This is a genomic window from Pseudomonas sp. MAFF 730105 (assembly GCF_055380705.1).
Genome location: NZ_AP018438.1, coordinates 4,624,702 through 4,646,617, shown reverse-complemented (window position 1 = coordinate 4,646,617; position 21,916 = coordinate 4,624,702). Strand labels below are relative to the sequence as shown.

Below are 21,916 nucleotides of genomic sequence, written 5' to 3'. Positions count from 1 at the left end.
CACCTGTCGTTTTGGGGGCGCGAAATGCCTTGCGGCAGCGACATCAATACCTTCTCGCTGGCCGAGGAATGTTCAAACAAAGGAAGAGGCTATGGTTCAAGTTCGCAAACTGGTGTTAGCAATAGCGGCCGCCTCGGCGCTGTCCTCCGGTATGGCGCAAGCGCTCGGGCTCGGGGAATTGACCCTGAAGTCGACGCCGAACCAGCCTCTGGTCGCGGAGATCGAGCTGCTCGATGTCCAGCAACTGACCGCCGCCGAAGTCGTGCCGAGCCTGGCCTCGCCTGAAGATTTCGCCAAAGCCGGCGTCGACCGCCAGGCGTTTCTCAATGACCTGACGTTCACCCCGGTGATCAACGCCAATGGCAAGAGCGTCCTGCGGGTGACCTCCAGTCGGCCGCTGTCCGAGCCGCTGGTCAAGTTCCTCGTGCAGGTGATGTGGCCCAACGGCCGCCTGCTGCGTGACTACAGCGTGTTGCTCGACCCGTCCAAGTTCTCGCCCCAGGCTGCCGAGGCTGCCCGACCGAAACCGCCCCAGGTGGTGTCGACGCCGGTCACTCGCGCCACCAAGTCGTCCCAGTACACCACCACGCCGCGCGATACCCTCTGGGAAATCGCCGCCAAGGCCCGCAACGGTGGGTCGGTCCAGCAAACCATGCTGGCGATCCAGGCGTTGAACCCGCACGCTTTCATCAACGGCAATATCAACCTGCTCAAGACCGGCCAGGTCCTGCGCATGCCGGATCCGGTGCAAAGCACTGCGTTGCCGCAACCCCAGGCCATTGCCGAAGTGGCTGCGCAGAACGCCGCCTGGCGCCAGGGACGCCAAGGCCGTGCGAGCGCGGCACCTGGTGGCCGGCAGCAACTGGACGCGACCAAGCGTGGTCAGAGTGAAGCCGCACCGGCACAGACCGCTGGCCGCGATAACCTGAGCCTGGTGACGGCGGAGTCTGCGAAGGCAGGCAAGGGCAAAGGCAAGGGGGCTGCCGGCGATGCCCAGGCCCTGAGCAACAAGCTCGCGGTCACCCAGGAAAGCCTCGACTCGGCTCGTCGTGACAATGAAGAGCTGAAAAGCCGCATGGCGGATCTGCAGAGCCAGTTGGATAAGCTGCAGCGCCTGATCGAGCTGAAGAATAATCAACTGGCGAAGATGCAGGCCGAAGGGGCCGCGGTTCCGCCAGCCAACGAAGTGCCGCCGGCGATGTCGGCGCAGTTGACGCCCGCACCCTCGGCGCAGGTTCCGGCACCGGCACCAGCACCGCAAGCCGCTCCTGAAGCGACGCCCGAGGCGACGCCACCGGCTGCTCCGGCCGAGGCCCCGGCGGTACCCAGCGAACAAAAATACAACGACCTGCTGACCAACCCGATCCTGCTCGGCTTGATCGGTGGTGGTGCGTTGGTCCTGCTGTTACTGCTGCTGTTGCTGGCCCGCCGCCGCAAGGCCCAGCAAGAAGCCGAGAAACATCTGCGCATGGCCCGAGCCCTCGAGGAGGAGGCCGACTTCTCCCCGGAGCTCGATCTGCCCCCGAGCAGCTTCGAGGGCATTGAAGTACCCGCGCCAAGCGTCAAGCTCGACCCTAAGCCAGCTCCTGCGCCGGCGCCCAAGCCCATTCCCCAGCCGGCCCCTGTGGTCGCGCCGGTGGTGGTCTCGCCACCTATCGCCGCGCCCTTGGTCGCCCCCGCTGCCGATCGTTTCGACGACGTGCTGGACCAGGCTCAGGCCCACATTGATCGCGGTCGCTTGAACCAGGCTGCCGATCAGCTCGAGCAAGGCATCAAGGCTGAGCCACAGCGCAGCGACCTGCGTCTGAAGTTGATGGAAGTCTATGGTCTGCAAGGCGACCGCGACGCGTTTGTCGCCCAGGAGCGCCAGTTGGTGGCCAATGGTGAAAACTTCGCCCAGGTCGAGCAACTCAAGAGCCGCTTCCCGGCCATGGTGGTTGCCACCAGCGCCGGTCTGGCCGCGGCGGCGGTGGCTGCCGAGCTGGACGCCCAGTATGTCAAGGAGCTGCTGGAAGAAACGCCGGCAACCAATGAAGAGCTGGACAATGCCTTCGATCTGAGCCTGGATGACCTGGAAAACACACCAGCAGCGCCGACACCTGAGCCGGTACCGGAGCTGGATGCTTTCCCGATGGACGACGATCTGAGCTTCGAATCGGTGCTCAAGCAACAGACTGAAGCCAACGAAAGCCTGGACGATCTGTCGGAGTTCGACCTGGACCTGGGCGCCGATGCGCCGGCCCCAGCCCTGGACGACGAGGATTTCCTGCTGGACCTGGGCGACGATCTCAAGGGCCTGGACGAGCCTGCGGCCGAGGCGCCAGCCTTGCTCGACACCCCGGCCGACGATCTCGAACTGCCAGCGGATTTCGATCTGTCCCTGGCCGACGAAATGGACGCGCCGAAGGATGCCTTCGAGTCCGAGCTGGACGATGTCAACGCTGAACTGGATCGCTTGTCCGACAGCCTGGGCCAGCCAACTTTCACGGCGGAAGACGCCCTGGCCGGTGTCGAAGATGAGCCGGACTTCGACTTCCTCAGCGGCACCGATGAAGTAGCCACCAAGCTCGACCTGGCCCAGGCCTACATCGACATGGGCGACCATGACGGTGCCCGGGATATCCTCGGCGAAGTCCTCAGCGAAGGCGATGCCACCCAGAAGAGCGAAGCGCAGGAGATGCTGGCGCGCCTGGCGTGAGATGTTCGCAGTGACAGGAGCGGCAGCCATTGAGGCTGCCGTTTTTGTTTGGGGCGTTCAGGTGGGCCTCATCGCGAGCAGGCTCGCTCCCACAAAGTTTTGTGAGCGCCGCAAATCCCCTGTGGGAGCGAGCCTGCTCGCGATAAGGCCAGCACATCCGGCACCGGATCAACGGTTGCACTGGCATCCCACCCCGCCGGCCTTATAATGCCCGCCTTTGCGTACCTCAGCAGGCTGTAATTCCTTGGCAAACATAGACAACCCGGCTGCCGAAATGGCGGCTGACGGCTTTTTCCGGATCGCCTTGGGCGTTGAATACAAAGGCTCGCGTTATCGCGGCTGGCAGCGCCAGGCCTCTGGCGTTGCGACCGTGCAGGAAACCCTTGAAAACGCGCTGTCCAAAGTCGCCGATTCACCGGTGGCGCTGCACTGCGCCGGGCGCACCGATGCCGGCGTGCACGCCTGCGGCCAGGTGGTGCATTTCGACACCCAGGTCGAGCGTTCGATGAAGGCCTGGGTCATGGGGGCCAACATCAACCTGCCCCATGACGTCAGCGTCAGCTGGGCCAAGGTGATGCCGGCGCATTTCCATGCGCGCTTCAAGGCCATCGCCCGGCGTTATCGCTATGTGATCTACAACGATCAGATCCGTCCGGCGCACCTGAACGAGGAAGTCACCTGGAACCACCGTCCGCTGGACGTCGAGCGCATGGCCGAAGCCGCGCAGTACCTGGTCGGGGTTCACGATTTCAGCGCCTTTCGTGCCGGTCAGTGCCAGGCCAAGTCGCCGATCAAGGAGTTGCATCACCTGCGCGTGACCCGTCACGGCAAGATGATCGTGCTCGATATCCGCGCCAGTGCATTCCTGCACCACATGGTGCGCAACATCGCCGGCGTGCTGATGACCATCGGTGCCGGTGAGCGGCCGGTGGAGTGGGTCAAGGAAGTGCTCGACAGCCGCATCCGCCGGTCCGGCGGCGTGACGGCGCATCCGTTTGGCTTGTACCTGGTGCAGGTTGAATACCGCGACGAGTTCGAGCTGCCGGAGCGTTACATCGGGCCACATTTCCTCACGGGCTTCTCGGAACTCGACGGCTGACGCCCTCCGCTGCATTTGCTACCATCCGGGACTTTCACGGGTTTAGCTGGGGTTTTGACAACATGTCGGTCGTTCGCAGCAAGATTTGCGGGATCACCCGCGTCGAGGACGCGCTGGCAGCTGTCGAGGCCGGAGCCGATGCCATCGGGCTGGTGTTCTATGCCAAGAGCCCGCGGGCGGTGACCGTGCAGCAGGCGAGGGCGATCATCCAGGCCTTGCCGCCGTTCGTGACCCCGGTCGGCCTGTTCGTCAATGCCAGTCGTTGCGAGTTGGGCGAGATACTCGATGCGGTGCCGCTGGGGCTGTTGCAGTTCCATGGCGACGAGGGGCCGGCCGATTGCGAAGGCTGGCACCGTCCCTACATCAAGGCGCTGCGGGTCAAGGTGGGGGATGACATCGCGGCTGCGTGCGAGACGTTTGCCAGCGCCAGTGGCATTTTGCTGGACACCTATGTGGAGGGCGTTCCCGGCGGTACCGGTGAAGCATTCGATTGGTCGCTGGTGCCCCGTGGCCTGAGCAAGCCGATCGTCCTCGCCGGTGGCCTGACGGCTGACAACGTGGCCGAAGCCATTCGCCAGGTTCGTCCTTACGCGGTGGATGTGAGCGGCGGGGTGGAGCAGGGCAAGGGCATCAAGGATCCGGCGAAGATCCGGGCGTTCATGGCCGCTGTGCGCAGCAGCCAGTTGCCAATGTGACGGCTGGCAGACTGCCGCCGTCCATACCTGCACTGTACAAGCAGGCAGGCACCGCCTCCGGGCGGGCCGATAGCGTAGCGGCAACCGCGGTGCAGCGGTTGCAGGAATGGTTGAGGAAGGTTGGGCTGCACGCAGGTCATGTTTCGCGCTGACCGTGGTGGCTTTTCGGCCCTCGCCGCACAATGAATTTAGCTCAAGGGCATACGCGGGGCCGCGAACCAGAGCGTTCGGGCCGCCGGTACTGGAGAAAGAAAGCATGAGCAACTGGTTGGTAGACAAACTGATCCCTTCGATCATGCGTTCCGAGGTGAAGAAAAGCTCGGTGCCTGAAGGTTTGTGGCACAAGTGTCCATCCTGCGAAGCGGTGCTGTACCGCCCGGAGCTGGAAAAGACCCTGGACGTTTGCCCCAAGTGCAACCACCACATGCGCATTGGCGCGCGTGCCCGCATCGATATTTTCCTGGACGCCGAAGGCCGCGTTGAGCTGGGTGCCGACCTGGAGCCCGTGGATCGCCTGAAATTCCGCGACGGCAAGAAGTACAAGGATCGCCTGACCGCGGCTCAGAAGCAGACCGGCGAGAAAGACGCCCTGGTGTCCATGAGCGGCACCCTGCTGGGCATGCCGGTGGTGGTCTCGGCCTTCGAGTTCTCCTTCATGGGTGGTTCCATGGGCGCCATCGTCGGTGAGCGTTTCGTTCGCGCCGCCAACTATGCCCTGGAAAACCGTTGCCCAATGATCTGCTTCGCTGCTTCCGGCGGCGCGCGGATGCAGGAAGCGCTGATCTCGCTGATGCAGATGGCGAAGACCTCCGCCGTCCTGGCGCGTCTGCGCGAAGAAGGCCTTCCGTTCATCTCGGTGCTGACCGATCCGGTCTACGGCGGCGTTTCCGCCAGCCTGGCAATGCTGGGCGACGTGATCGTCGGCGAGCCGAAAGCCCTGATCGGCTTCGCCGGCCCGCGGGTCATCGAGCAAACCGTGCGCGAAAAACTGCCGGAAGGCTTCCAGCGCAGTGAGTTCCTGCTGGAGCACGGTGCCATCGACATGATCATCCATCGCCAGGAACTGCGTCCGCGCCTGGGTAACCTGTTGGCTCAACTGATGGGCTTGCCGACGCCTCAGTACGTCGCCGCACCCATCGAACCGATGGTGGTTCCGCCGGTGCCTGCCGGGCTATGACCGAACGCACCCTGGGCGACTGGCTGGCCTACCTCGAGCAATTGCATCCATCTGCCATCGATATGGGACTGGAGCGCTCGCAAGCGGTCATGTCCCGCATGGGACTGGGCAAGCCGGCGCCCCGGGTCATCACTGTCACCGGCACCAACGGCAAAGGCTCGACCTGTGCCTTCGTGGCCTCGCTGCTGCGGGCCCAGGGGTTGAGCGTCGGTGTCTACAGTTCGCCACACCTGCTGCGTTATAACGAGCGGGTGCAGGTCAACGGCGTCGAAGCCGCCGATGCCGAGCTGTGCGAGGCTTTCGCTGCGGTGGACGCCGGACGGGGTGAAATCTCCCTCACGTACTTCGAGATGGGCACCCTGGCGGCCTTCTGGCTGTTCGCCCGTGCCGGCCTCGACGCCGTTGTGCTGGAAGTCGGCCTGGGCGGGCGACTGGACACGGTCAACCTGGTGGACGCGGACATCGCATTGGTCACCAGTATCGGCGTGGACCATGCCGATTACCTGGGCGATACCCGTGAATCCGTGGCCTTCGAGAAGGCCGGTATCTTTCGTCAGGGCGCGCCTGCGCTCTGCGGCGATCTCAATCCTCCGCAACCGCTGTTGGACAAGGTTCGGGAACTGGCCTGTCCGTTTTTCCTGCGGGGACGGGATTTCGATCTGGCCATGACCGAGCAGCATTGGCAATGGCGTGGCAGCGATCTCCAGGGCCATCCGGTGGAGTTGCGCGACTTGCCGCTGCTGGATCTGCCGATGGAAAACGCCGCACTGGCGCTCCAGGCCTACCTGCTGCTGGGGTTGCCGTGGGACGCCGGGCAAATCGTCAAGGCGCTGCAGGCGACTCGTATCGTCGGTCGTCTTGATCGACGCCAGTTCCAGTGGCAAGGCAAGCGTCTGAACCTGTTGCTGGATGTCGGCCACAACCCCCATGCGGCGCAATACCTGGCCGAACGCCTGGCGCGGCGGTCGGTGGCGGGACGGCGCCTGGCGGTGTTCGGACTGCTGTCCGACAAGGATCTGGATGGCGTGGTCGAGGCGTTGGATGCTAGTGTCCAGCACTGGGCGGTAACGCCCCTGGATTCACCGCGCTCACGTCCCGCCGCTGAATTGCAGGCGGCCTTGCAGCGTCGTGGCGCTTCGGTGGATGCTTACGACAGTGTGGCCGCCGCGTTGGAAGGGCAGTGCGCCGTGGCAACGGCCGATGACGAAATCCTGTTGTTCGGATCATTTTTTTGCGTCGCCGAGGCCCTGCAATGGCTGGCCCGGCGCTCCACGGAGGAAGCTGCAGATGGCATTGCTGGATAAGGCATACAAGCAGCGCATGGTGGGGGCCCTGGTATTGGTGGCCCTGGCGGTGATTTTCCTGCCGATGCTGTTTTCCCGTCAGGACGAGCAGCGCCAGGTCACGGTCGATGCACCCGCCGCGCCCCAAGCGCCATCGGTCCCGCCTGTGCAGGTCGAACCGGTGACGGTTCCCGAGCCGCAGGCGCTGCCTCAGGAGCCCGTCCCGAGTGATGAGGAGCTGGCTGAGCAACCGGCCACTCCTTCTGCACCTGTCCCTGCGGCGCCGACGGTATCGAGCAAGCCCGTTGTCGCTCCGGCTCCAGCACCCGTTCCGGCGACTCCAGCAGTCAAGCCGGCGCCGACCCAGCCGATCACCGCGGCGCCGACCAAGCCCGACACCAGCCAGAGTCGCGTGGACGCCAACGGGTTGTCGGTCAGTTGGTCCGTGCAACTGGCCAGCCTGACCAGCCGCGAAAGCGCGGAGAACCTGCAGAAATCCCTGCGCAGCCAGGGCTACAATGCCTACATCCGTTCCGCCGATGGCAAGAATCGGGTGTTTGTCGGTCCGCTGATCGAGCGTGCCGAAGCCGATCGTCTGCGCGATCTGCTCGGACGGCAACAAAATCTCAAGGGTTTTGTGGTGCGATTCCAGCCGGAACGCGGCTAAGTAGCTGATTTTCCTCTCACTGATAATCGCAGCTTACCGACAGCCCTGGGCTCTGCTAAAATGCGCCGCCTTATCCGTCCGTAGGCTGCACCGTGCCATTTACCTGGGTTGACTGGGCGATCGTTGCGATCATCGCCATCTCCGCATTGATCAGTCTGAGCCGAGGCTTCGTCAAGGAAGCCCTCTCGCTGCTGACCTGGATCATCGCGGGAATCGTCGCCTGGATGTTTGGTGGCTCGCTGTCCCAGTACCTCGCCGGATACATCGAAACGCCGTCGGCTCGCGTGATAGCGGGTTGTGCCATCTTGTTTATCGCCACCTTGCTGGTTGGCGCAATGATCAACTATCTGATCGGCGAACTGATTCGCGTCACCGGGCTTTCCGGGACGGACCGGTTCCTGGGCATGGCCTTTGGCGCCGCGCGTGGCGCGTTGCTGGTGGTCGTGGCCGTCGGGCTGCTGAGCCTGGGGCCGGTACAACAGGATTCGTGGTGGCAGGAGTCCCGGCTCGTGCCACAATTTCTATTGGTCGCAGACTGGTCCAAGAACCTGATCCTGGGTTGGAGCAGTCAGTGGCTTGCCAGCGGTATCAGCGTACCCGCTGAAATACCGTTCAAGGAACACCTCTTGCCGACGGCCAAAACGCCGCAGTGAGTGTTGTTCAGTTCAGATCCATTAAGTAGGGGTTGCGTCGCATGTGTGGCATCGTCGGTATCGTCGGTAAGTCGAACGTCAATCAGGCGCTGTATGACGCGCTAACCGTGCTCCAGCACCGCGGCCAGGACGCTGCCGGTATCGTGACCAGCCATGACGGCCGGTTATTCCTGCGCAAGGACAACGGTCTGGTGCGTGATGTGTTCCACCAGCGTCACATGCAGCGCCTGGTCGGCCACATGGGCATCGGCCATGTGCGCTACCCGACGGCGGGCAGCTCGACTTCCGCCGAAGCCCAGCCGTTCTATGTCAACTCGCCGTACGGCATCACCCTGGCGCACAACGGTAACCTGACCAACGTCGAGCAGTTGGCCAAGGAGATCTACGAGTCTGACCTGCGCCACGTCAACACCAATTCCGACTCGGAAGTGATGCTCAACGTGTTCGCCCACGAGCTGGCCCAGCGGGGCAAGCTGCAACCGACCGAAGAAGACGTGTTCGCCGCCGTGACCGACGTGCATAACCGTTGCGTCGGTGGTTACTCGGTGGTGGCGATGGTCACCGGCTACGGTATCGTCGGTTTCCGCGACCCCCACGGCATTCGTCCTATCGTCTTCGGCCAGCGTCACACCGACGAAGGCGTCGAGTACATGATCGCCTCCGAGAGCGTTTCCCTGGACGTGCTGGGTTTCACCCTGATTCGCGACCTGGCCCCGGGCGAAGCGGTCTACATCACTGAAGACGGCCAGTTGTTCACCCGCCAGTGCGCGACCAACCCGAGCCTTACACCGTGCATTTTCGAACACGTCTACCTGGCGCGTCCGGACTCGATCATCGACGGCATCTCGGTCTACAAGGCCCGCCTGCGCATGGGCGAGAAGCTGGCCGACAAGATCCTGCGCGAGCGTCCGGACCATGACATCGACGTGGTCATCCCGATCCCGGACACCAGCCGCACCGCGGCCCTGGAGCTGGCGAACCACCTGGGCGTCAAGTTCCGCGAAGGCTTCGTGAAGAACCGCTACATCGGCCGGACCTTCATCATGCCGGGCCAGGCTGCACGGAAAAAGTCCGTGCGCCAGAAGCTCAATGCCATCGAGCTGGAGTTCCGCGGCAAGAACGTGATGCTGGTGGACGACTCCATCGTACGTGGCACTACCTGCAAGCAGATCATCCAGATGGCCCGCGAAGCCGGCGCCAAGAATGTGTACTTCTGCTCGGCGGCCCCGGCCGTGCGCTACCCGAACGTCTACGGCATCGACATGCCGAGTGCCCATGAGCTGATCGCTCATAACCGCACGACCCAGGAGGTCGCCGACCTGATCGGTGCCGACTGGCTGATCTACCAGGACCTGCCGGACTTGATCGAAGCCGTGGGCGGCGGCAAGATCAAGATCGAACAGTTCGACTGCGCGGTGTTCGACGGCAAGTACGTTACCGGCGACATCGACGAGGCCTACCTGAACAAGATCGAAAGCGCCCGCAACGATGCGTCCAAGGCCAAGACCCAGGCGGTCAGTGCGATCATCGATCTGTACAACAACTAAAAGTGACAAACCGGCCCTGAGGGGCCGGTTTGCGTTTGACCGATTGCAGGAGTGACAGCATGAGTCAGGATTGGGATGCCGGTCGGCTGGACAGCGACCTTGAAGGCGTAGCGTTCGACACCCTGGCGGTTCGCGCTGGCCAGCACCGCACGCCGGAAGCCGAACACGGCGATCCGATGTTCTTCACCTCCAGCTACGTGTTCCGTACCGCCGCCGACGCGGCAGCACGGTTCGCCGGTGAAGTACCGGGCAATGTCTACTCGCGCTACACCAACCCCACCGTGCGCGCTTTCGAAGAGCGTATTGCCGCACTGGAAGGTGCCGAGCAGGCGGTTGCCACCGCCACCGGCATGGCGGCGATCATGGCCGTGGTGATGAGCCTGTGCAGCGCCGGCGACCACGTACTGGTATCGCGCAGCGTTTTCGGCTCGACCATCAGCCTGTTCGAAAAGTACTTCAAGCGCTTCGGCGTGGAGGTCGATTACGTGCCCCTGGCGGATTTGTCCGCTTGGGATGCGGCGATCAAGGCCAATACCAAATTGCTGTTTGTCGAGTCACCGTCCAACCCCTTGGCCGAACTGGTGGACATAGCCGCGTTGGCGGAAATCGCCCACGCCAAGGGCGCCATGCTGGTGGTCGACAACTGTTTCTGCACCCCGGCGCTGCAACAACCGTTGAAGCTGGGCGCGGACGTGGTGGTGCATTCGGCTACCAAATTCATCGACGGCCAGGGTCGTTGCATGGGCGGCGTGGTGGCCGGTCGCAGTGAGCAGATGAAAGAAGTGGTGGGCTTTTTGCGCACCGCCGGTCCGACCCTCAGCCCGTTCAACGCCTGGGTCTTCCTCAAGGGCCTGGAAACCCTGGGTCTGCGCATGAAAGCCCATTGTGCCAATGCCCAGGCCCTGGCCGAGTGGCTGGAGCAGCAGGACGGCATCGAGAAAGTCCATTACGCCGGCCTCAAGAGCCATCCGCAACACGACCTGGCCCTGCGTCAGCAGCGCGGTTTCGGTGCCGTGGTGAGCTTCGAGGTCAAGGGGGGCAAGGAGGGCGCCTGGCGCTTCATCGATGCTACCCGGCTGGTGTCCATCACCGCCAACCTGGGGGACAGCAAGACCACCATCACCCACCCGAGCACCACCTCTCACGGCCGCCTGTCGCCCCTGGAGCGTGAAGCAGCGGGGATCCGCGACAGCCTGATCCGCGTCGCGGTCGGCCTGGAAGACGTGGCCGACCTGCAAGCCGACCTGGCGCGTGGGTTGGCGGCCTTGTGATCGAGCTGGCAACGCCGCCGAGCGGCACCCATGGCCGGGTTGCACTGGTGACGGGCGCCGCCCGGGGGATAGGCCTGGGCATCGCCGCCTGGCTGATCTGTGAAGGCTGGCAAGTGGTGCTGACCGATCTGGATCGAGAGCGCGGTTCCAAGGTTGCCAAAACGTTGGGCGATAACGCCTGGTTCATCGCCATGGACGTGGCGGACGAAGCCCAGGTCGCCACGGGGATCGCCGAGGTGCTGGGCCAGTTCGGCCGGCTCGACGCGCTGGTGTGCAACGCGGCCATTGCCGACCCGCACAACATCACCCTGGAAAGCCTGGACCTGGCCCATTGGAATCGGGTCCTGGCGGTGAACCTCGGTGGACCGATGCTGCTGGCCAAGCACTGTGCGCCTTATTTGCGGGCCCACAACGGCGCCATCGTCAACCTGGCCTCGACCCGTGCCGCACAGTCGGAACCCGACACCGAAGCCTATGCCGCAAGCAAAGGTGGCCTGTTGGCCCTGACCCATGCCTTGGCGATCAGCCTCGGGCCGGAGATCCGGGTCAATGCCGTCAGCCCTGGCTGGATCGACGCACGTGACCCGTCTCTGCGCCGTTCAGAACCACTTACCGACGCCGATCACGCCCAGCATCCAGCGGGTAGGGTAGGCACGGTAGAGGATGTGGCGGCGATGGTGGCGTGGCTGTTGTCGCGCAATGCTGGTTTCGTCACGGGCCAGGAGTTCGTGGTGGACGGCGGCATGACCAAGAAAATGATCTATGAATGAAGCAGCTGCAAGTGGCGAGCTGCAAGCTGCAAGCGGTTTTGCGGTGTTGGCGTTTCTGCTTGCAGCTTGCAGCTTGAAGCTTGTCGCTCGACGTTGTTTTTGAAAAAAATCCAACCCTGCTATTGACTTAGCTTCGGTACCTGCGTAAATTTCGCGGCCTCAGCGAAGCAAAGGGTGATTAGCTCAGCCGGGAGAGCGTCTGCCTTACAAGCAGAATGTCGGCGGTTCGATCCCGTCATCACCCACCATGTTCCATGAGAGTCTTGCGAAAGCAGGACGGAAGCTGTCAAAAGCCTCCACCGACGCGCAGCGGTAGTTCAGTCGGTTAGAATACCGGCCTGTCACGCCGGGGGTCGCGGGTTCGAGTCCCGTCCGCTGCGCCATATTTTCCGAGTCAGGTCCGCCTGGTTCGAGATCGAGCCCACGGGTTTGATCAGACGAGTCAAATGGACGCAAGTCCACAGCGATACGCAGCGGTAGTTCAGTCGGTTAGAATACCGGCCTGTCACGCCGGGGGTCGCGGGTTCGAGTCCCGTCCGCTGCGCCATATCTGCTTCGAGGCCCACTGAACGCCTTGAAGCCAGGAAGAAAGCCGAAACGCCTCTTCTGATCGATAGCAAAGACCCTGGTCGAAAGACCGGGGTTTTTTGTTTCTGCCATTTAAGCCTGACCATTCCAGTTTCTGAAAGAGTGGATTGTGGTTTGTGCGCATTCCATCACAGGTGCATCGGGGGGAATATGAGCGCTCACGCTCACCTCCGCAGGGGTGAGAGAACCCTGACTGTAGCCGCTGGCGCCAGTTGACGCTGCATGCGCGAGGTGACACCGAATGGATAAAGTATCAATACCTCAATCGCCCTGGCATGAAGGCGAGTTGACCTTGCAGCGCGCCGTCGGTGCGGTCGACATGATGGTGGGTGTCGGCCAGCGGCAATTGGCACGGTCGTGGATGCCGGACCAGCATCGCGAGTTCTATGCCCAGTTACCCTTCGTGGTGCTGGGGGCTGTGGATCGGCAAGGCGATGTATGGGCCACGATACGCACGGGCCAACCTGGCTTCATGCATTCTCCCACGCCGGAACGCCTGCACATCAGCCTCCCGCCGCAGCCCGATGACCCTGCCCAGGACGGCATGAAGCCGGGCGATGCCATCGGCATGCTCGGCATCGAGTTGCATACCCGTCGACGCAACCGCATGAATGGCAACGTACTGCATCAGTCGGATGAGGGTATTGAAATCGCCGTGACCCAGGCCTACGGCAATTGCCCGCGCTACATCAATCTGCGCCAGTACGCCTTCGTCGACGAGACAGCGGGCGCCGTGCTTGAGTTGACCAGCGCGGACCCACAGGTACGGCGCATGGTCACTGCGGCCGACTCGTTCTATGTCGCGACCTACGTCGTGCGCGATGGCCAGAACCAGGTCGATGCCTCGCATCGCGGCGGCAAACCCGGTTTTGTGCGAATGGAAGAAGACGGGACGCTGACCATTCCGGACTTCTCCGGGAATCTGTTCTTCAACACCCTGGGCAACATCCTGCTGAACCCCCGCGCCGGGCTGGTGTTCATCGACTTCCAGAGCGGTGACCTGCTGCAAATGAGCGGTTCAGCCGAGGTGCTGCTGGACAGTCCTGAAATTGCCGCGTTCCAGGGCGCCGAGCGGCTGTGGCGCTTCAAGCCGCAGCGTATTGTTTACCGTCAGGCCGCGATCCCGTTGCGTTGGACGGACACGGCCGAGGGCGCCTCACCCAACTCGATGATGACGGGCAGTTGGGAGCAGGCGACCGAGCGCTTGCAGGCCGAAGCACTGCGCAGTCACTGGCGTTCGATGCAGGTTGTTCGCATCGTGGATGAGAGCCGCAGCATCCGCTCGTTCTATCTACAGGCCAGTGATGGCGCTGGCTTGCCCGGATTTGAACCGGGGCAGCACCTGCCCGTGCGGGTTCGCTTGGAAGGGCAGCAGGCACCGGCCATCCGCACCTACAGTGTTTCCAGTTCTCCGTCGGATGAATTCTTGCGCATCAGCGTCAAACGCGACGGCTCGGTGTCTTCGCATCTGCATGATCGGGTTCAAGTCGGGGACCAGATCGACGTCCGGGCGCCCCAAGGGGATTTCACGGTCCAGGCCTCCGAGCGGCGTCCACTGGTATTGCTGGCCGCGGGCGTTGGTATTACGCCGCTGCTGTCGATGTTGCGCGAAGTGGTCTATCAAGGGAAACGCATCAATCGCATGCGGCCGACATGGCTGATACAAAGCAGCCGTTCAGTGGCCGACCTGGCCTTTCGTGATGAAGTCGACGAGTTGGTGGCCCGTGCGGGGGACAAGATCAAGGTCCTGCGTGTGGTCAGTCAGCCGCCCGTCGACGGTTCAGCCGACAGTTACGACATGGCCGGCCGCATCGATGTCGAACTGCTCAAGACCTTGCTCCCGCTGAATGACTACGACTACTACCTCTGCGGGCCGGGGAGTTTTACCCAGGCGCTGTACGATGGGCTGCGCACATTGCGCATTCCCGATGATCGCATTCATGCCGAAACCTTCGGCCCGTCAACGCTGGTCCGTGACATTGAAGTCAGCGTGCCTGCGGCGGAACAAGTGCCCATGGCCGATGAACCGGTGAAAGTCCTGTTCGCCACCTCGGGCAAGGAAGCGCGCTGGGAGCCTGGCACCGGGACGTTGCTCGAACTGGCGGAAGCGCGGGGCCTGAATCCGGAGTTCAGTTGCCGCGGAGGCTCGTGCGGTACCTGCAAGACCCGGCTGAGCAGTGGCCAGGTGCATTACCTCAATACGCCGGCGCAACGATTGGAGGCGGATGAGGTGCTGATCTGCTGTGCTGTGCCGGCGCAGGGGAGTGAGACGTTGGTGCTGGATGTCTGAAGGCGTTTGGAGGCTGTCCCTGGTTCAAGCGGGCGCGTCCGGCCCGTGCTTCAGCAGGTTCGACAGGCGGGTCAGCCCCTCGGTCAATTCCTCGAAGGACGGGCCCCCAAGGCACAGGCGAATGCCGGTTACCGGTTCATCGCGATCCACCATCAGCGATTCTGGTGCCGTCACGCTGATGCCCGCCTGGGCTGCCGCCTTGGTGAAGCGTTCCGCGGCGTCACGGGGCATCGGCAGCCAGATGTGATAAGCATCCGGGTGCGAGACGCATTCGGCCTCGCCGAGCAATTCGGCGGCGAGGCCGGTCCTGCGCCGCGCTTCATGCCGCAAGTCCTGCTGGATGGAGGCGACCACGCCGCTGGACAACCAGTCTTCCACCACGGCGCAGGACAACGGCGACGGGCCCAGGGGAATATCCTGCAGGTGTTCCTGCGCAGCGCCATGCAACTCAGCGGGCAGCGTGAGCATGCCGATCCTCAATCCGGGGCCGAGGGATTTGGACAGGCCGTTGACGTGCAACACCCTCTCGGGCGCCAGCGTCGCGAGGGCAGGCTCTGGCGCAGATCCCAGCGCATAGACACCATCCTCGATGATCCAGGCGCCCGCCTGTCGACAGACCTCGACGATCGCCTGCCGGCGCGCCGTACCCATCGTCGCCGTGGTCGGGTTGTGAAGCGTGGGGGTGAGATAGACCACTTTGTTGCGGGTTGCTGCGAGATGACCGAGGGCCTGGGCGAGCGCCTCCGGCAACATGCCTTGTGCGTCGATCTCGACCCCTTGCATCCGATAGCCTTTGCGCCGGGCCAGGGCAATCGCGCCGGGATACGTGAGGCGCTCCGTCAGGATCACCCCGTGGGGCCGCAGGCGAGGTCGAAAGCCAGGGAAATGGCCTGGCGGGCATTGCCTGTCAGTACCAGGTGGGACGGTTCGACCACGATGCCGAGGGTTTCAAGCCAGCGGGCCAGCAGGCGACGATGTTCCAGGTGTCCGGCGGGTGGTGAATAGAGATTGAGATGGTCGGCGTCGATCTTGCGAGCGATGCCGGTCAGGGTCCGCGCCAGGAGGCGGCTCGTCAACATGGCGGGCGGCACGTTGGACGAAAAATCGATCAGTCGCTGTCCGTGTGCCTGCAGGATGGCCACGAACGTTGCCCGGCCCTTGACGCTGCGTACCAGGCCCCGTCGTTCCAGGGCGGCATAGGCTTTCGTCACCGTCCCCAGCCCGACCCCCAGTTGCCACGCGAGCTGCCGATGGGCGGGGAGGCGGTCGCCACTTTTCAATCGACCTTCGACGATGTCGTCGGCCAAGGCGCACACCAGGCGTTCTGATGCGTTCGCTTCGATGTCCGCAAGGCGGGGTGTCCAGGGCGATTGAAGGCGCATTGTGGGCAACCGGTGAATGAATAGTGTCGCGTGACACTATTTCAATAGTCATGAAGTGTCACGCGCATTATGGTACTTGCGGACAACGGTTCAATTATTCGGAACGACGGAAACGCCGCGCGTCTTGAACGCCTCTTGAGGACATCCCAATGATCGATCATCCGATCATGCTTGCCTTTGGCAGCTACATCCTTGCCGCCGCCAGCCCGGGCCCGAGCAATATGGCGATCATGGGCGTGGCGATGCGTGACGGGCGCTCCCACGCCTTGGTCCTGGCCTCCGGCGTCATGACCGGCTCGCTCTTTTGGGCGTTCCTGGCGGCGACGGGGATCTCCGCCTTGTTGGCGGCGTGTGCACAGGCGCTTTTCGTCATCAAGGTGGTGGGCGGGGTCTATTTGCTCTACCTGGCGATGCGCGCGGGCAAGGCGGCCATGGCATCGACACACGAGAGCGCCGGTGCGGTTGTCGGGCGGGAGGCTCGGCGTTATCTGCCTCTGTACCGCCAGGGTGTGGTCATGCACATCGGCAATCCCAAGGCCATCATGTCCTGGATGGCCATCATGTCGCTCGGGCTCCGCGAAGACGCGCCAGTCGGTACCTTGCCCGCGATCATCGGCGGATGCGCCTTGCTCGGCGTCATCATCTTCGGCGGCTACGCCATCGCGTTTTCGACGGCTGGGATGATCGCCGGCTACACTCGGCTGCGGCGCTGGATTCAGGGGCTGTTCTCTGCGCTGTTTGCGCTCGCGGGATTGAAGCTTCTCGTGTCGTCCCACTGATGTTCCGGTGTTTTGAAGTCGCCAGGAAAAACGAAGGAGAATGTTTTGGACCCTGTGATTCAAATCGTTGACGTGTTCGGCGCCGAGTCGTTCTCCGGCAACCCGCTGGCCGTGATCATGGGCGCCGATGCGCTGGAAACGGATGAGATGCAACGTCTGGCCCGCTGGTTCAACCTGTCGGAAACGACCTTTGTGCTATCGCCGACGCACCCGGACGCCGACTATCGGGTCAGGATTTTTTCGCTGGACCGGGAGTTGCCGTTCGCCGGGCACCCGACATTGGGAAGCTGCCATGCCTGGCTTTCGACTGGCCACAAACCCATGAATGAGGCGCACATAGTCCAGGAGTGTGGCGTGGGGCTCGTGGCCATTCGTCGTGATCGAGGCCGGCTTTGCTTTGCCGCTCCTGCGTTGATTCGCTCTGGCACTCCATCCAGGGAGGAGTTGAACGAGGCGGTGCAATTTCTGCGGATAGATCCGTGCGACGTCGTCGAGGCGGCCTGGGTCGACAATGGCCCTGGATGGCTGGGCATCCGATTGGCGTCGGCCGAGCAAGTCCTGGCCCTGCAACCGGCACCCAACTGGCCGCGTAACGTCGACATCGGCGTGATTGGGCCGCATGCCAGCGGTGACACGGCTTTCGAAGTGCGCGCCTTTTTCAGCAATCATTTGGGCGCCACCGTCGAAGACCCGGTCACGGGCAGCCTGAATGCCTCGCTGGCGCAGTGGTTGTTCGAGGCTGGCCCGGCTGAGCAGGCCTATGTTGCAGCCCAAGGCACCTGTCTCGGTCGCAAGGGGCGCATCCATGTGCGGCGCGATGACACCGGCCAAGTCTGGATTGGCGGCGAAACGCGCACTCAGGTGGAGGGGCGGTTACAGGGGCTTTTTGAACGTCAGCCCCTTGATTGAGCGGCCCCCTCCATCACATGGAGCCGTCGAGTGCGGATTTCACACCCCCAGCTTGTCCCGCAACCCGTAATACCACGCGCCCAGCGCCGCGAAGGGCGTGCGCAGCAGCTGACCGCCGGGGAACGGGTAGTGGGGCAGGTCGGCAAACGCATCGAAACGCTCGGCCTGGCCACGCAGCGCCTCGGCCAATACCTTGCCTGCCAGATGCGTATAGGTCACGCCATGGCCGCTGCAGCCCTGGGAATAGTAGATGTTGTCCCCCAGGCGTCCGACCTGCGGAAGACGCGACAATGTCAGCAGGAAATTTCCGGTCCAGGCGTAATCGATCTTCACATCCTTGAGCTGCGGGAACGCCTTGAGCATCTTCGGCCGGATGATCGCTTCGATGTTCGCCGGATCCCTCGCGCCATACACCACACCACCGCCGAAGATCAGGCGCTTGTCGCCCGTCAACCGGTAGTAGTCGAGCAGGTAGTTGCAGTCCTCGACGCAATAATCCTGGGGCAAGAGACTATGGGCCAACTCGTCACCCAGCGGCGCGGTCGTGATCACCTGCGTGCCGCAAGGCATGGACTTGGCCGCCAGCTCCGGCACCAGATTGCCCAGGTAGGCATTGCCGGCCACGATAATGAACTTGGCCCTGACCTTGCCCTGTGGCGTGTGCACCACCGGGCTGGCACCGCGCTCGATGCGCACCGCGGGTGACTGCTCATAAATCACCCCACCCAGGGATTCCACGGCCGCCGCCTCACCCAGTGCCAGATTGAGCGGATGGATATGTCCGCCGCTCATGTCCAGCATGCCGCCGACATATTGATCGCACGCCACTATCTCGCGGATACGCCGCTGATCCAGCAGCTCCAGCTGGGTATGGCCGAAGCGCTCCCACAAACGCTTCTGCGACTCCAGATGGCCCATCTGCTTAGCGGTGAGGGCGGCGAATACACCGCCGTCCTTCAAGTCGCACTGAATCTGATACTTCGCCACCCGCTCCCGAATGATCCGCCCACCCTCGAACGCCATCTTGCCCAGCAACTGCGCCTGCTGCGGGCCGACACTGCGCTCGATCACATCGATGTCGCGGCTGTAGCTGTTGACGATCTGCCCGCCATTGCGCCCCGAAGCGCCAAACCCCACCTTGGCGGCCTCGAGAATCGTGACCTTGAAGCCGTTCTCCAGCAAAAACAGGGCAGAGGACAGACCGGTATAACCTGCACCGATCACGCACACATCAGTCTCGATTTCATCCTGCAGGGCCGGGCGGGGCGGCACCGGATTGGCCGACGCGGCGTAATAGGACGCTGGATAAGGTGTGTTCGCCATTCTGCAACCTCTGTTTTATATTTTTTACGAGTGCACAGATCCTACCCGAGATAAAAATCGGCCGCCAGCCACCCCCAAAATCTCCATCCCGTGGGGGAAATTAAATATTTTGCATATTCATAGGGTTAGGTGAAAAAAAGGTGTTGACACCCCTTCGGAATTCCGTAGAATGCCGCCTCACAGCAGGCACGTAGCTCAGTTGGTTAGAGCACCACCTTGACATGGTGGGGGTCGTTGGTTCGAGTCCAATCGCGCCTACCAAACAAAATCCGCTCTGCTGGGCGGTCTAGAAGGGGTTACCGGAAACGGTAACCCCTTTTTGCTTTTTTCCCTTTGGGCAAACTTTGGGAATATTTTGGGCAAACGACCACCGCGCTACACCTTCAGGTCGGCTTTGACCTTCATGTAAACCACCGCCTCTTCGCCGTGCCCTGCCTGGTAGTGCTCGGTCAATCTTGACGTCCGCGTGCCCCATCAATCCCTGAATGTGTTCCTGATCGAAACCCTGCTGCTCGTATAGCCAGGCACCCAGCGCTCGGATATCGTGAAAAGTCGGGCGTTCGCCAGCCGGAATATCCGCGTAAGCCTGTGAGTCGTCCCGAGCCTGGGCGAATGACTTGGTCAGGTAGTCAGCGGTTGCTGCGTTCCAATGCAGCTTGGCATCCAACTGGGTGCGCTTTCGGGCCTTGGGCGCGTATTGGATCAGGTACGGGCAGACGACCGGCGACTTCATGCACTCCATCACCACTTCGCGTAGCAGCTGGCCCATGACGATCTCAAGGTGCACCGGCTTCTCGTAGTTCTGCGTCTTCCCGGGCGACACCCTGATAGTGTTCTGCTCGAGATTCACGGCCGATTTCGGCCATGCCACAATATCTTCCCGCCGCTGAAGACTCAGCAACCCCAGCCGGATGCCCGCTTCAGCCAGATCGGCTTCCCACATACCCCCAGAATCTTGTTCAAGCCCTCAACCGTATGGCGCTGGCGCTTCTTCTCGGCTTCCTTCTTCACCAGAGTCAGCTCCGCCGAGTTGCGTTCGCCCATGCCCTCGCAGCGCTTCAGGACTCCCTTCAACACTTCGACGAGCTCGTCGCGCAGCGCACGCTCCTCCCGGCCGATATCCCAGAACTGCTGACTCCAATGGCCGGCAGGCGGCGGGTTGCTGTTCTGCGCGCCCAGGGCCAAGGCTTCGACGATCATGTCGCACAGGTCCCGCTTGTAAGCGTTGTCGCCATCAATGCTCAGGCCCTGCCGTCGCAGTGCGTCGAGCGCGTTATTCAGGTTCGCCTCGGGCGACGGCAGGACTAGATCGAAGTCGACCTTTCCCGGCCGGCAGGCGATGAGAAACATCTGACAGTCGAGCGGCAGGTGCTGGGCGATATCGGAGATTGCTTCTATCGCTGCTTCGCGCAGTGAGTACTTTTGATCGGGCATAGGGATACCTCGCCTGCCGTACACCGGCAGGCTGTAGTTGATGGGGATGAGTTACATCACAGTGGCTAGATATGCTTCAGCGATTTGCTGCCGCTGCTCTTGGCGCTGGTGGAGAGTTATCAGACCCCTTTTGAAAAGGCGGTTGGTCCAACGGTCGCAGTCGCGGAAAAATTGATTTCTAGACCGACGGGTTGTGATTTGGGCAACGGCGATTATTGATTCAGCAAACTTATTCATGAGGTGTTCCTCGTTGGTGGTCGAGGCTCAATGGTCAATGCTTGCAACTGTCGGTTTCCCGACTATTTCAATCCAGTGTGTTCATGGTCTCGGCCCCCAGCCAGGCCATGTAGAGCAGGGGGAGATCATGGCTGCTCTCCTTGGCTCATGGCCGCGTCGATTGCCTCTTCCCGGCTCGGGTGCCAGTCTGTCGGATTTGCCTCACCATACTCTCCGGTGTGCGCTCTCCATTTGCCGAACATGCGAGCCACCCAGGTTACCCTCGATACTCGTGCACCGATATCGCCCGGCATCCTTGCACAGCCCACCAACCACCGAAGCAATTTCGGCCGGCAGGTGTTGCATAAACTCCAGGCTGCACTCGACCGATACGGCTGCTCCGCACGCCGCGGCTGATTCACTGATGATCTTGCGCAGCGCCTCGTTCTCTGCCTTGAGCTGGTCGCGTCTTTTCTCGGCCGGCTCGGCGCGGTGCTTCATTTGGCTCGAGCCCTTCTTATGGAGTCACTCCAGGGCTTGAAGAAGGCGGCGTTTCATTGTCAGCAGATGGGATTTTTTTGGTGGGCGGTAGTATTATGCCATCATTGGCGTGATCGTTTATTAGCAGGCGTTAATTCGCTGTGCAGGAGTCCGCTCAGTTCTTGTAGCTTAAAGTTCTAACCAATTCATTTTAATGATTACTAATGAGGCGAGATTAGTATGGCAGTGAAAAAGAGAGGATCGACCATGTCGATCAAGAAGAGAAGGTTTCGTTCTCTTCTTGCAAGTTTGAGTTACGATATAGATGAGGTTGAAGATGGGGTGATTTATTTCAAAAGCGAGAACTTTATTTATAGGTTGATATTTGAGGGGGATAATAACGGGTTTGTAGGTTTTGGTTTTTCTGTAGCTATTGACGAGGTCGATAATAAAGTCGGTCAACAGGAAGTTGAGCGCTACATAAATTCAACATATAAAATAATGAAGTGTTTTTATGATGATGCCGGCCTGGTTCTGTCATGCGAGGGTTTTGCGATAAATGACGAGGAATTCATACGTCTAGCTAAATTCTCCGTCGCTTCCATGTCCTACGCATATGCTGAGTTGTGCGAAAAATTCCCAAGCGCAGTTTAAG

20 protein-coding genes and 4 tRNA genes are annotated in these 21,916 nt (G+C 62.0%); 18 read left to right on the top strand and 6 right to left on the bottom strand.

The genetic code is table 11. The features are described from left to right. Window positions 1-91 precede the first annotated feature (91 nt). The 14 genes from PCOSP_RS19985 (at window position 92) to PCOSP_RS19920 (ending at window position 14,738) form a co-directional block, all read left to right on the top strand. Complete coding sequence (locus tag PCOSP_RS19985) at window positions 92-2,698, top strand: motility hub landmark protein FimV (protein WP_464709396.1); 2,607 nt, start codon at window positions 92-94, stop codon at window positions 2,696-2,698. A 274-nt stretch (window positions 2,699-2,972) separates the two neighbouring features. Beyond that, complete coding sequence (gene truA / locus PCOSP_RS19980; protein WP_464711973.1) at window positions 2,973-3,797, top strand: tRNA pseudouridine(38-40) synthase TruA; 825 nt, start codon at window positions 2,973-2,975, stop codon at window positions 3,795-3,797. Window positions 3,798-3,859: 62 nt separating this feature from the next. After that, on the top strand, window positions 3,860-4,492 hold the full coding sequence (locus PCOSP_RS19975) for a phosphoribosylanthranilate isomerase (protein ID WP_464709395.1): 633 nt from the start codon (window positions 3,860-3,862) through the stop codon (window positions 4,490-4,492). Window positions 4,493-4,748: 256 nt separating this feature from the next. After that, on the top strand, window positions 4,749-5,669 hold the full coding sequence (accD, locus tag PCOSP_RS19970; protein ID WP_024779156.1) for an acetyl-CoA carboxylase, carboxyltransferase subunit beta: 921 nt from the start codon (window positions 4,749-4,751) through the stop codon (window positions 5,667-5,669). Continuing rightward, window positions 5,666-6,973: a bifunctional tetrahydrofolate synthase/dihydrofolate synthase gene (gene folC / locus PCOSP_RS19965; protein ID WP_175363733.1), complete on the top strand. Its 1,308-nt coding sequence runs from the start codon at window positions 5,666-5,668 to the stop codon at window positions 6,971-6,973. The genes accD and folC overlap by 4 nt, the downstream gene beginning before the upstream one ends. After that, on the top strand, window positions 6,957-7,619 hold the full coding sequence (locus PCOSP_RS19960; protein ID WP_139644591.1) for an SPOR domain-containing protein: 663 nt from the start codon (window positions 6,957-6,959) through the stop codon (window positions 7,617-7,619). Before folC ends, PCOSP_RS19960 begins: the two co-directional genes overlap by 17 nt. A 92-nt stretch (window positions 7,620-7,711) precedes the next feature. Further along, window positions 7,712-8,272, top strand: coding sequence for a CvpA family protein (locus PCOSP_RS19955; RefSeq protein WP_041023745.1), 561 nt, complete (start codon window positions 7,712-7,714; stop codon window positions 8,270-8,272). Between the two features lie 41 nt (window positions 8,273-8,313). Beyond that, a complete protein-coding gene (gene purF, locus PCOSP_RS19950; protein WP_139644589.1) occupies window positions 8,314-9,819 on the top strand; it encodes an amidophosphoribosyltransferase in 1,506 nt (501 codons plus the stop codon). A gap of 59 nt (window positions 9,820-9,878) precedes the next feature. Next, a complete protein-coding gene (locus PCOSP_RS19945; protein ID WP_464709394.1) occupies window positions 9,879-11,090 on the top strand; it encodes an O-succinylhomoserine sulfhydrylase in 1,212 nt (403 codons plus the stop codon). Continuing rightward, window positions 11,087-11,860 (top strand): SDR family oxidoreductase, encoded by a 774-nt coding sequence (locus PCOSP_RS19940; RefSeq protein ID WP_175363735.1) that lies wholly within the window; start codon window positions 11,087-11,089, stop codon window positions 11,858-11,860. Before PCOSP_RS19945 ends, PCOSP_RS19940 begins: the two co-directional genes overlap by 4 nt. 172 nt (window positions 11,861-12,032) lie before the next feature. Beyond that, window positions 12,033-12,108 (top strand) — tRNA-Val (locus PCOSP_RS19935). Between the two features lie 58 nt (window positions 12,109-12,166). Continuing rightward, window positions 12,167-12,243, top strand: a tRNA-Asp gene (locus PCOSP_RS19930). 87 nt (window positions 12,244-12,330) lie between these two features. Further along, window positions 12,331-12,407: transfer RNA gene (locus tag PCOSP_RS19925), tRNA-Asp, on the top strand. Between the two features lie 282 nt (window positions 12,408-12,689). Continuing rightward, entirely contained in the window at window positions 12,690-14,738 is a 2,049-nt protein-coding gene (locus tag PCOSP_RS19920) for a 2Fe-2S iron-sulfur cluster-binding protein (protein ID WP_464709393.1), read from the top strand. Window positions 14,739-14,762: 24 nt separating this feature from the next. Here PCOSP_RS19920 and PCOSP_RS19915 read toward each other — a convergent pair whose 3' ends face one another. Both PCOSP_RS19915 and PCOSP_RS19910 read right to left on the bottom strand, forming a co-directional pair. After that, window positions 14,763-15,587, bottom strand: coding sequence for an aminotransferase-like domain-containing protein (locus tag PCOSP_RS19915; RefSeq protein WP_464709392.1), 825 nt, complete (start codon window positions 15,585-15,587; stop codon window positions 14,763-14,765). After that, the gene (locus PCOSP_RS19910) at window positions 15,584-16,120 is read right to left on the bottom strand and encodes a GntR family transcriptional regulator (protein WP_464709390.1); all 537 of its coding nucleotides are present in this window, start codon (window positions 16,118-16,120) and stop codon (window positions 15,584-15,586) included. Before PCOSP_RS19910 ends, PCOSP_RS19915 begins: the two co-directional genes overlap by 4 nt. Window positions 16,121-16,269: 149 nt before the next feature. Here PCOSP_RS19910 and PCOSP_RS19905 point away from each other — a divergent pair, with 149 nt between their 5' ends. After that, window positions 16,270-16,899, top strand: a complete 630-nt coding sequence (locus PCOSP_RS19905) for a LysE family translocator (RefSeq protein ID WP_175385655.1) — start codon at window positions 16,270-16,272, stop codon at window positions 16,897-16,899. 45 nt (window positions 16,900-16,944) lie between these two features. Next, entirely contained in the window at window positions 16,945-17,808 is an 864-nt protein-coding gene (locus tag PCOSP_RS19900; protein ID WP_464709389.1) for a PhzF family phenazine biosynthesis protein, read from the top strand. A 39-nt stretch (window positions 17,809-17,847) separates the two neighbouring features. On the opposite strand, the gene PCOSP_RS19895 is transcribed toward PCOSP_RS19900, so the two are convergent. Next, window positions 17,848-19,131, bottom strand: coding sequence for an NAD(P)/FAD-dependent oxidoreductase (locus PCOSP_RS19895; RefSeq protein WP_464709388.1), 1,284 nt, complete (start codon window positions 19,129-19,131; stop codon window positions 17,848-17,850). A gap of 184 nt (window positions 19,132-19,315) precedes the next feature. Between PCOSP_RS19895 and PCOSP_RS19890 the strand changes: the two genes are divergently transcribed. Then, window positions 19,316-19,392 (top strand) — tRNA-Val (locus tag PCOSP_RS19890). 25 nt (window positions 19,393-19,417) lie between these two features. Here PCOSP_RS19890 and PCOSP_RS19885 read toward each other — a convergent pair. From PCOSP_RS19885 to PCOSP_RS19875, 3 genes are all read right to left on the bottom strand, one after another. Next, the gene (locus PCOSP_RS19885) at window positions 19,418-20,074 is read right to left on the bottom strand and encodes a tyrosine-type recombinase/integrase (RefSeq protein ID WP_464709387.1); all 657 of its coding nucleotides are present in this window, start codon (window positions 20,072-20,074) and stop codon (window positions 19,418-19,420) included. Further along, window positions 20,026-20,565, bottom strand: a complete 540-nt coding sequence (locus tag PCOSP_RS19880) for a hypothetical protein (RefSeq protein WP_464709386.1) — start codon at window positions 20,563-20,565, stop codon at window positions 20,026-20,028. Before PCOSP_RS19880 ends, PCOSP_RS19885 begins: the two co-directional genes overlap by 49 nt. Before the next feature lie 438 nt (window positions 20,566-21,003). Continuing rightward, window positions 21,004-21,282, bottom strand: a complete 279-nt coding sequence (locus PCOSP_RS19875) for a hypothetical protein (protein WP_464709385.1) — start codon at window positions 21,280-21,282, stop codon at window positions 21,004-21,006. 246 nt (window positions 21,283-21,528) lie between these two features. On the opposite strand from PCOSP_RS19875, the gene PCOSP_RS19870 reads away from it, so the two are divergent. Further along, window positions 21,529-21,915: a hypothetical protein gene (locus tag PCOSP_RS19870; RefSeq protein WP_464709384.1), complete on the top strand. Its 387-nt coding sequence runs from the start codon at window positions 21,529-21,531 to the stop codon at window positions 21,913-21,915. Window position 21,916 lies beyond the last annotated feature (1 nt).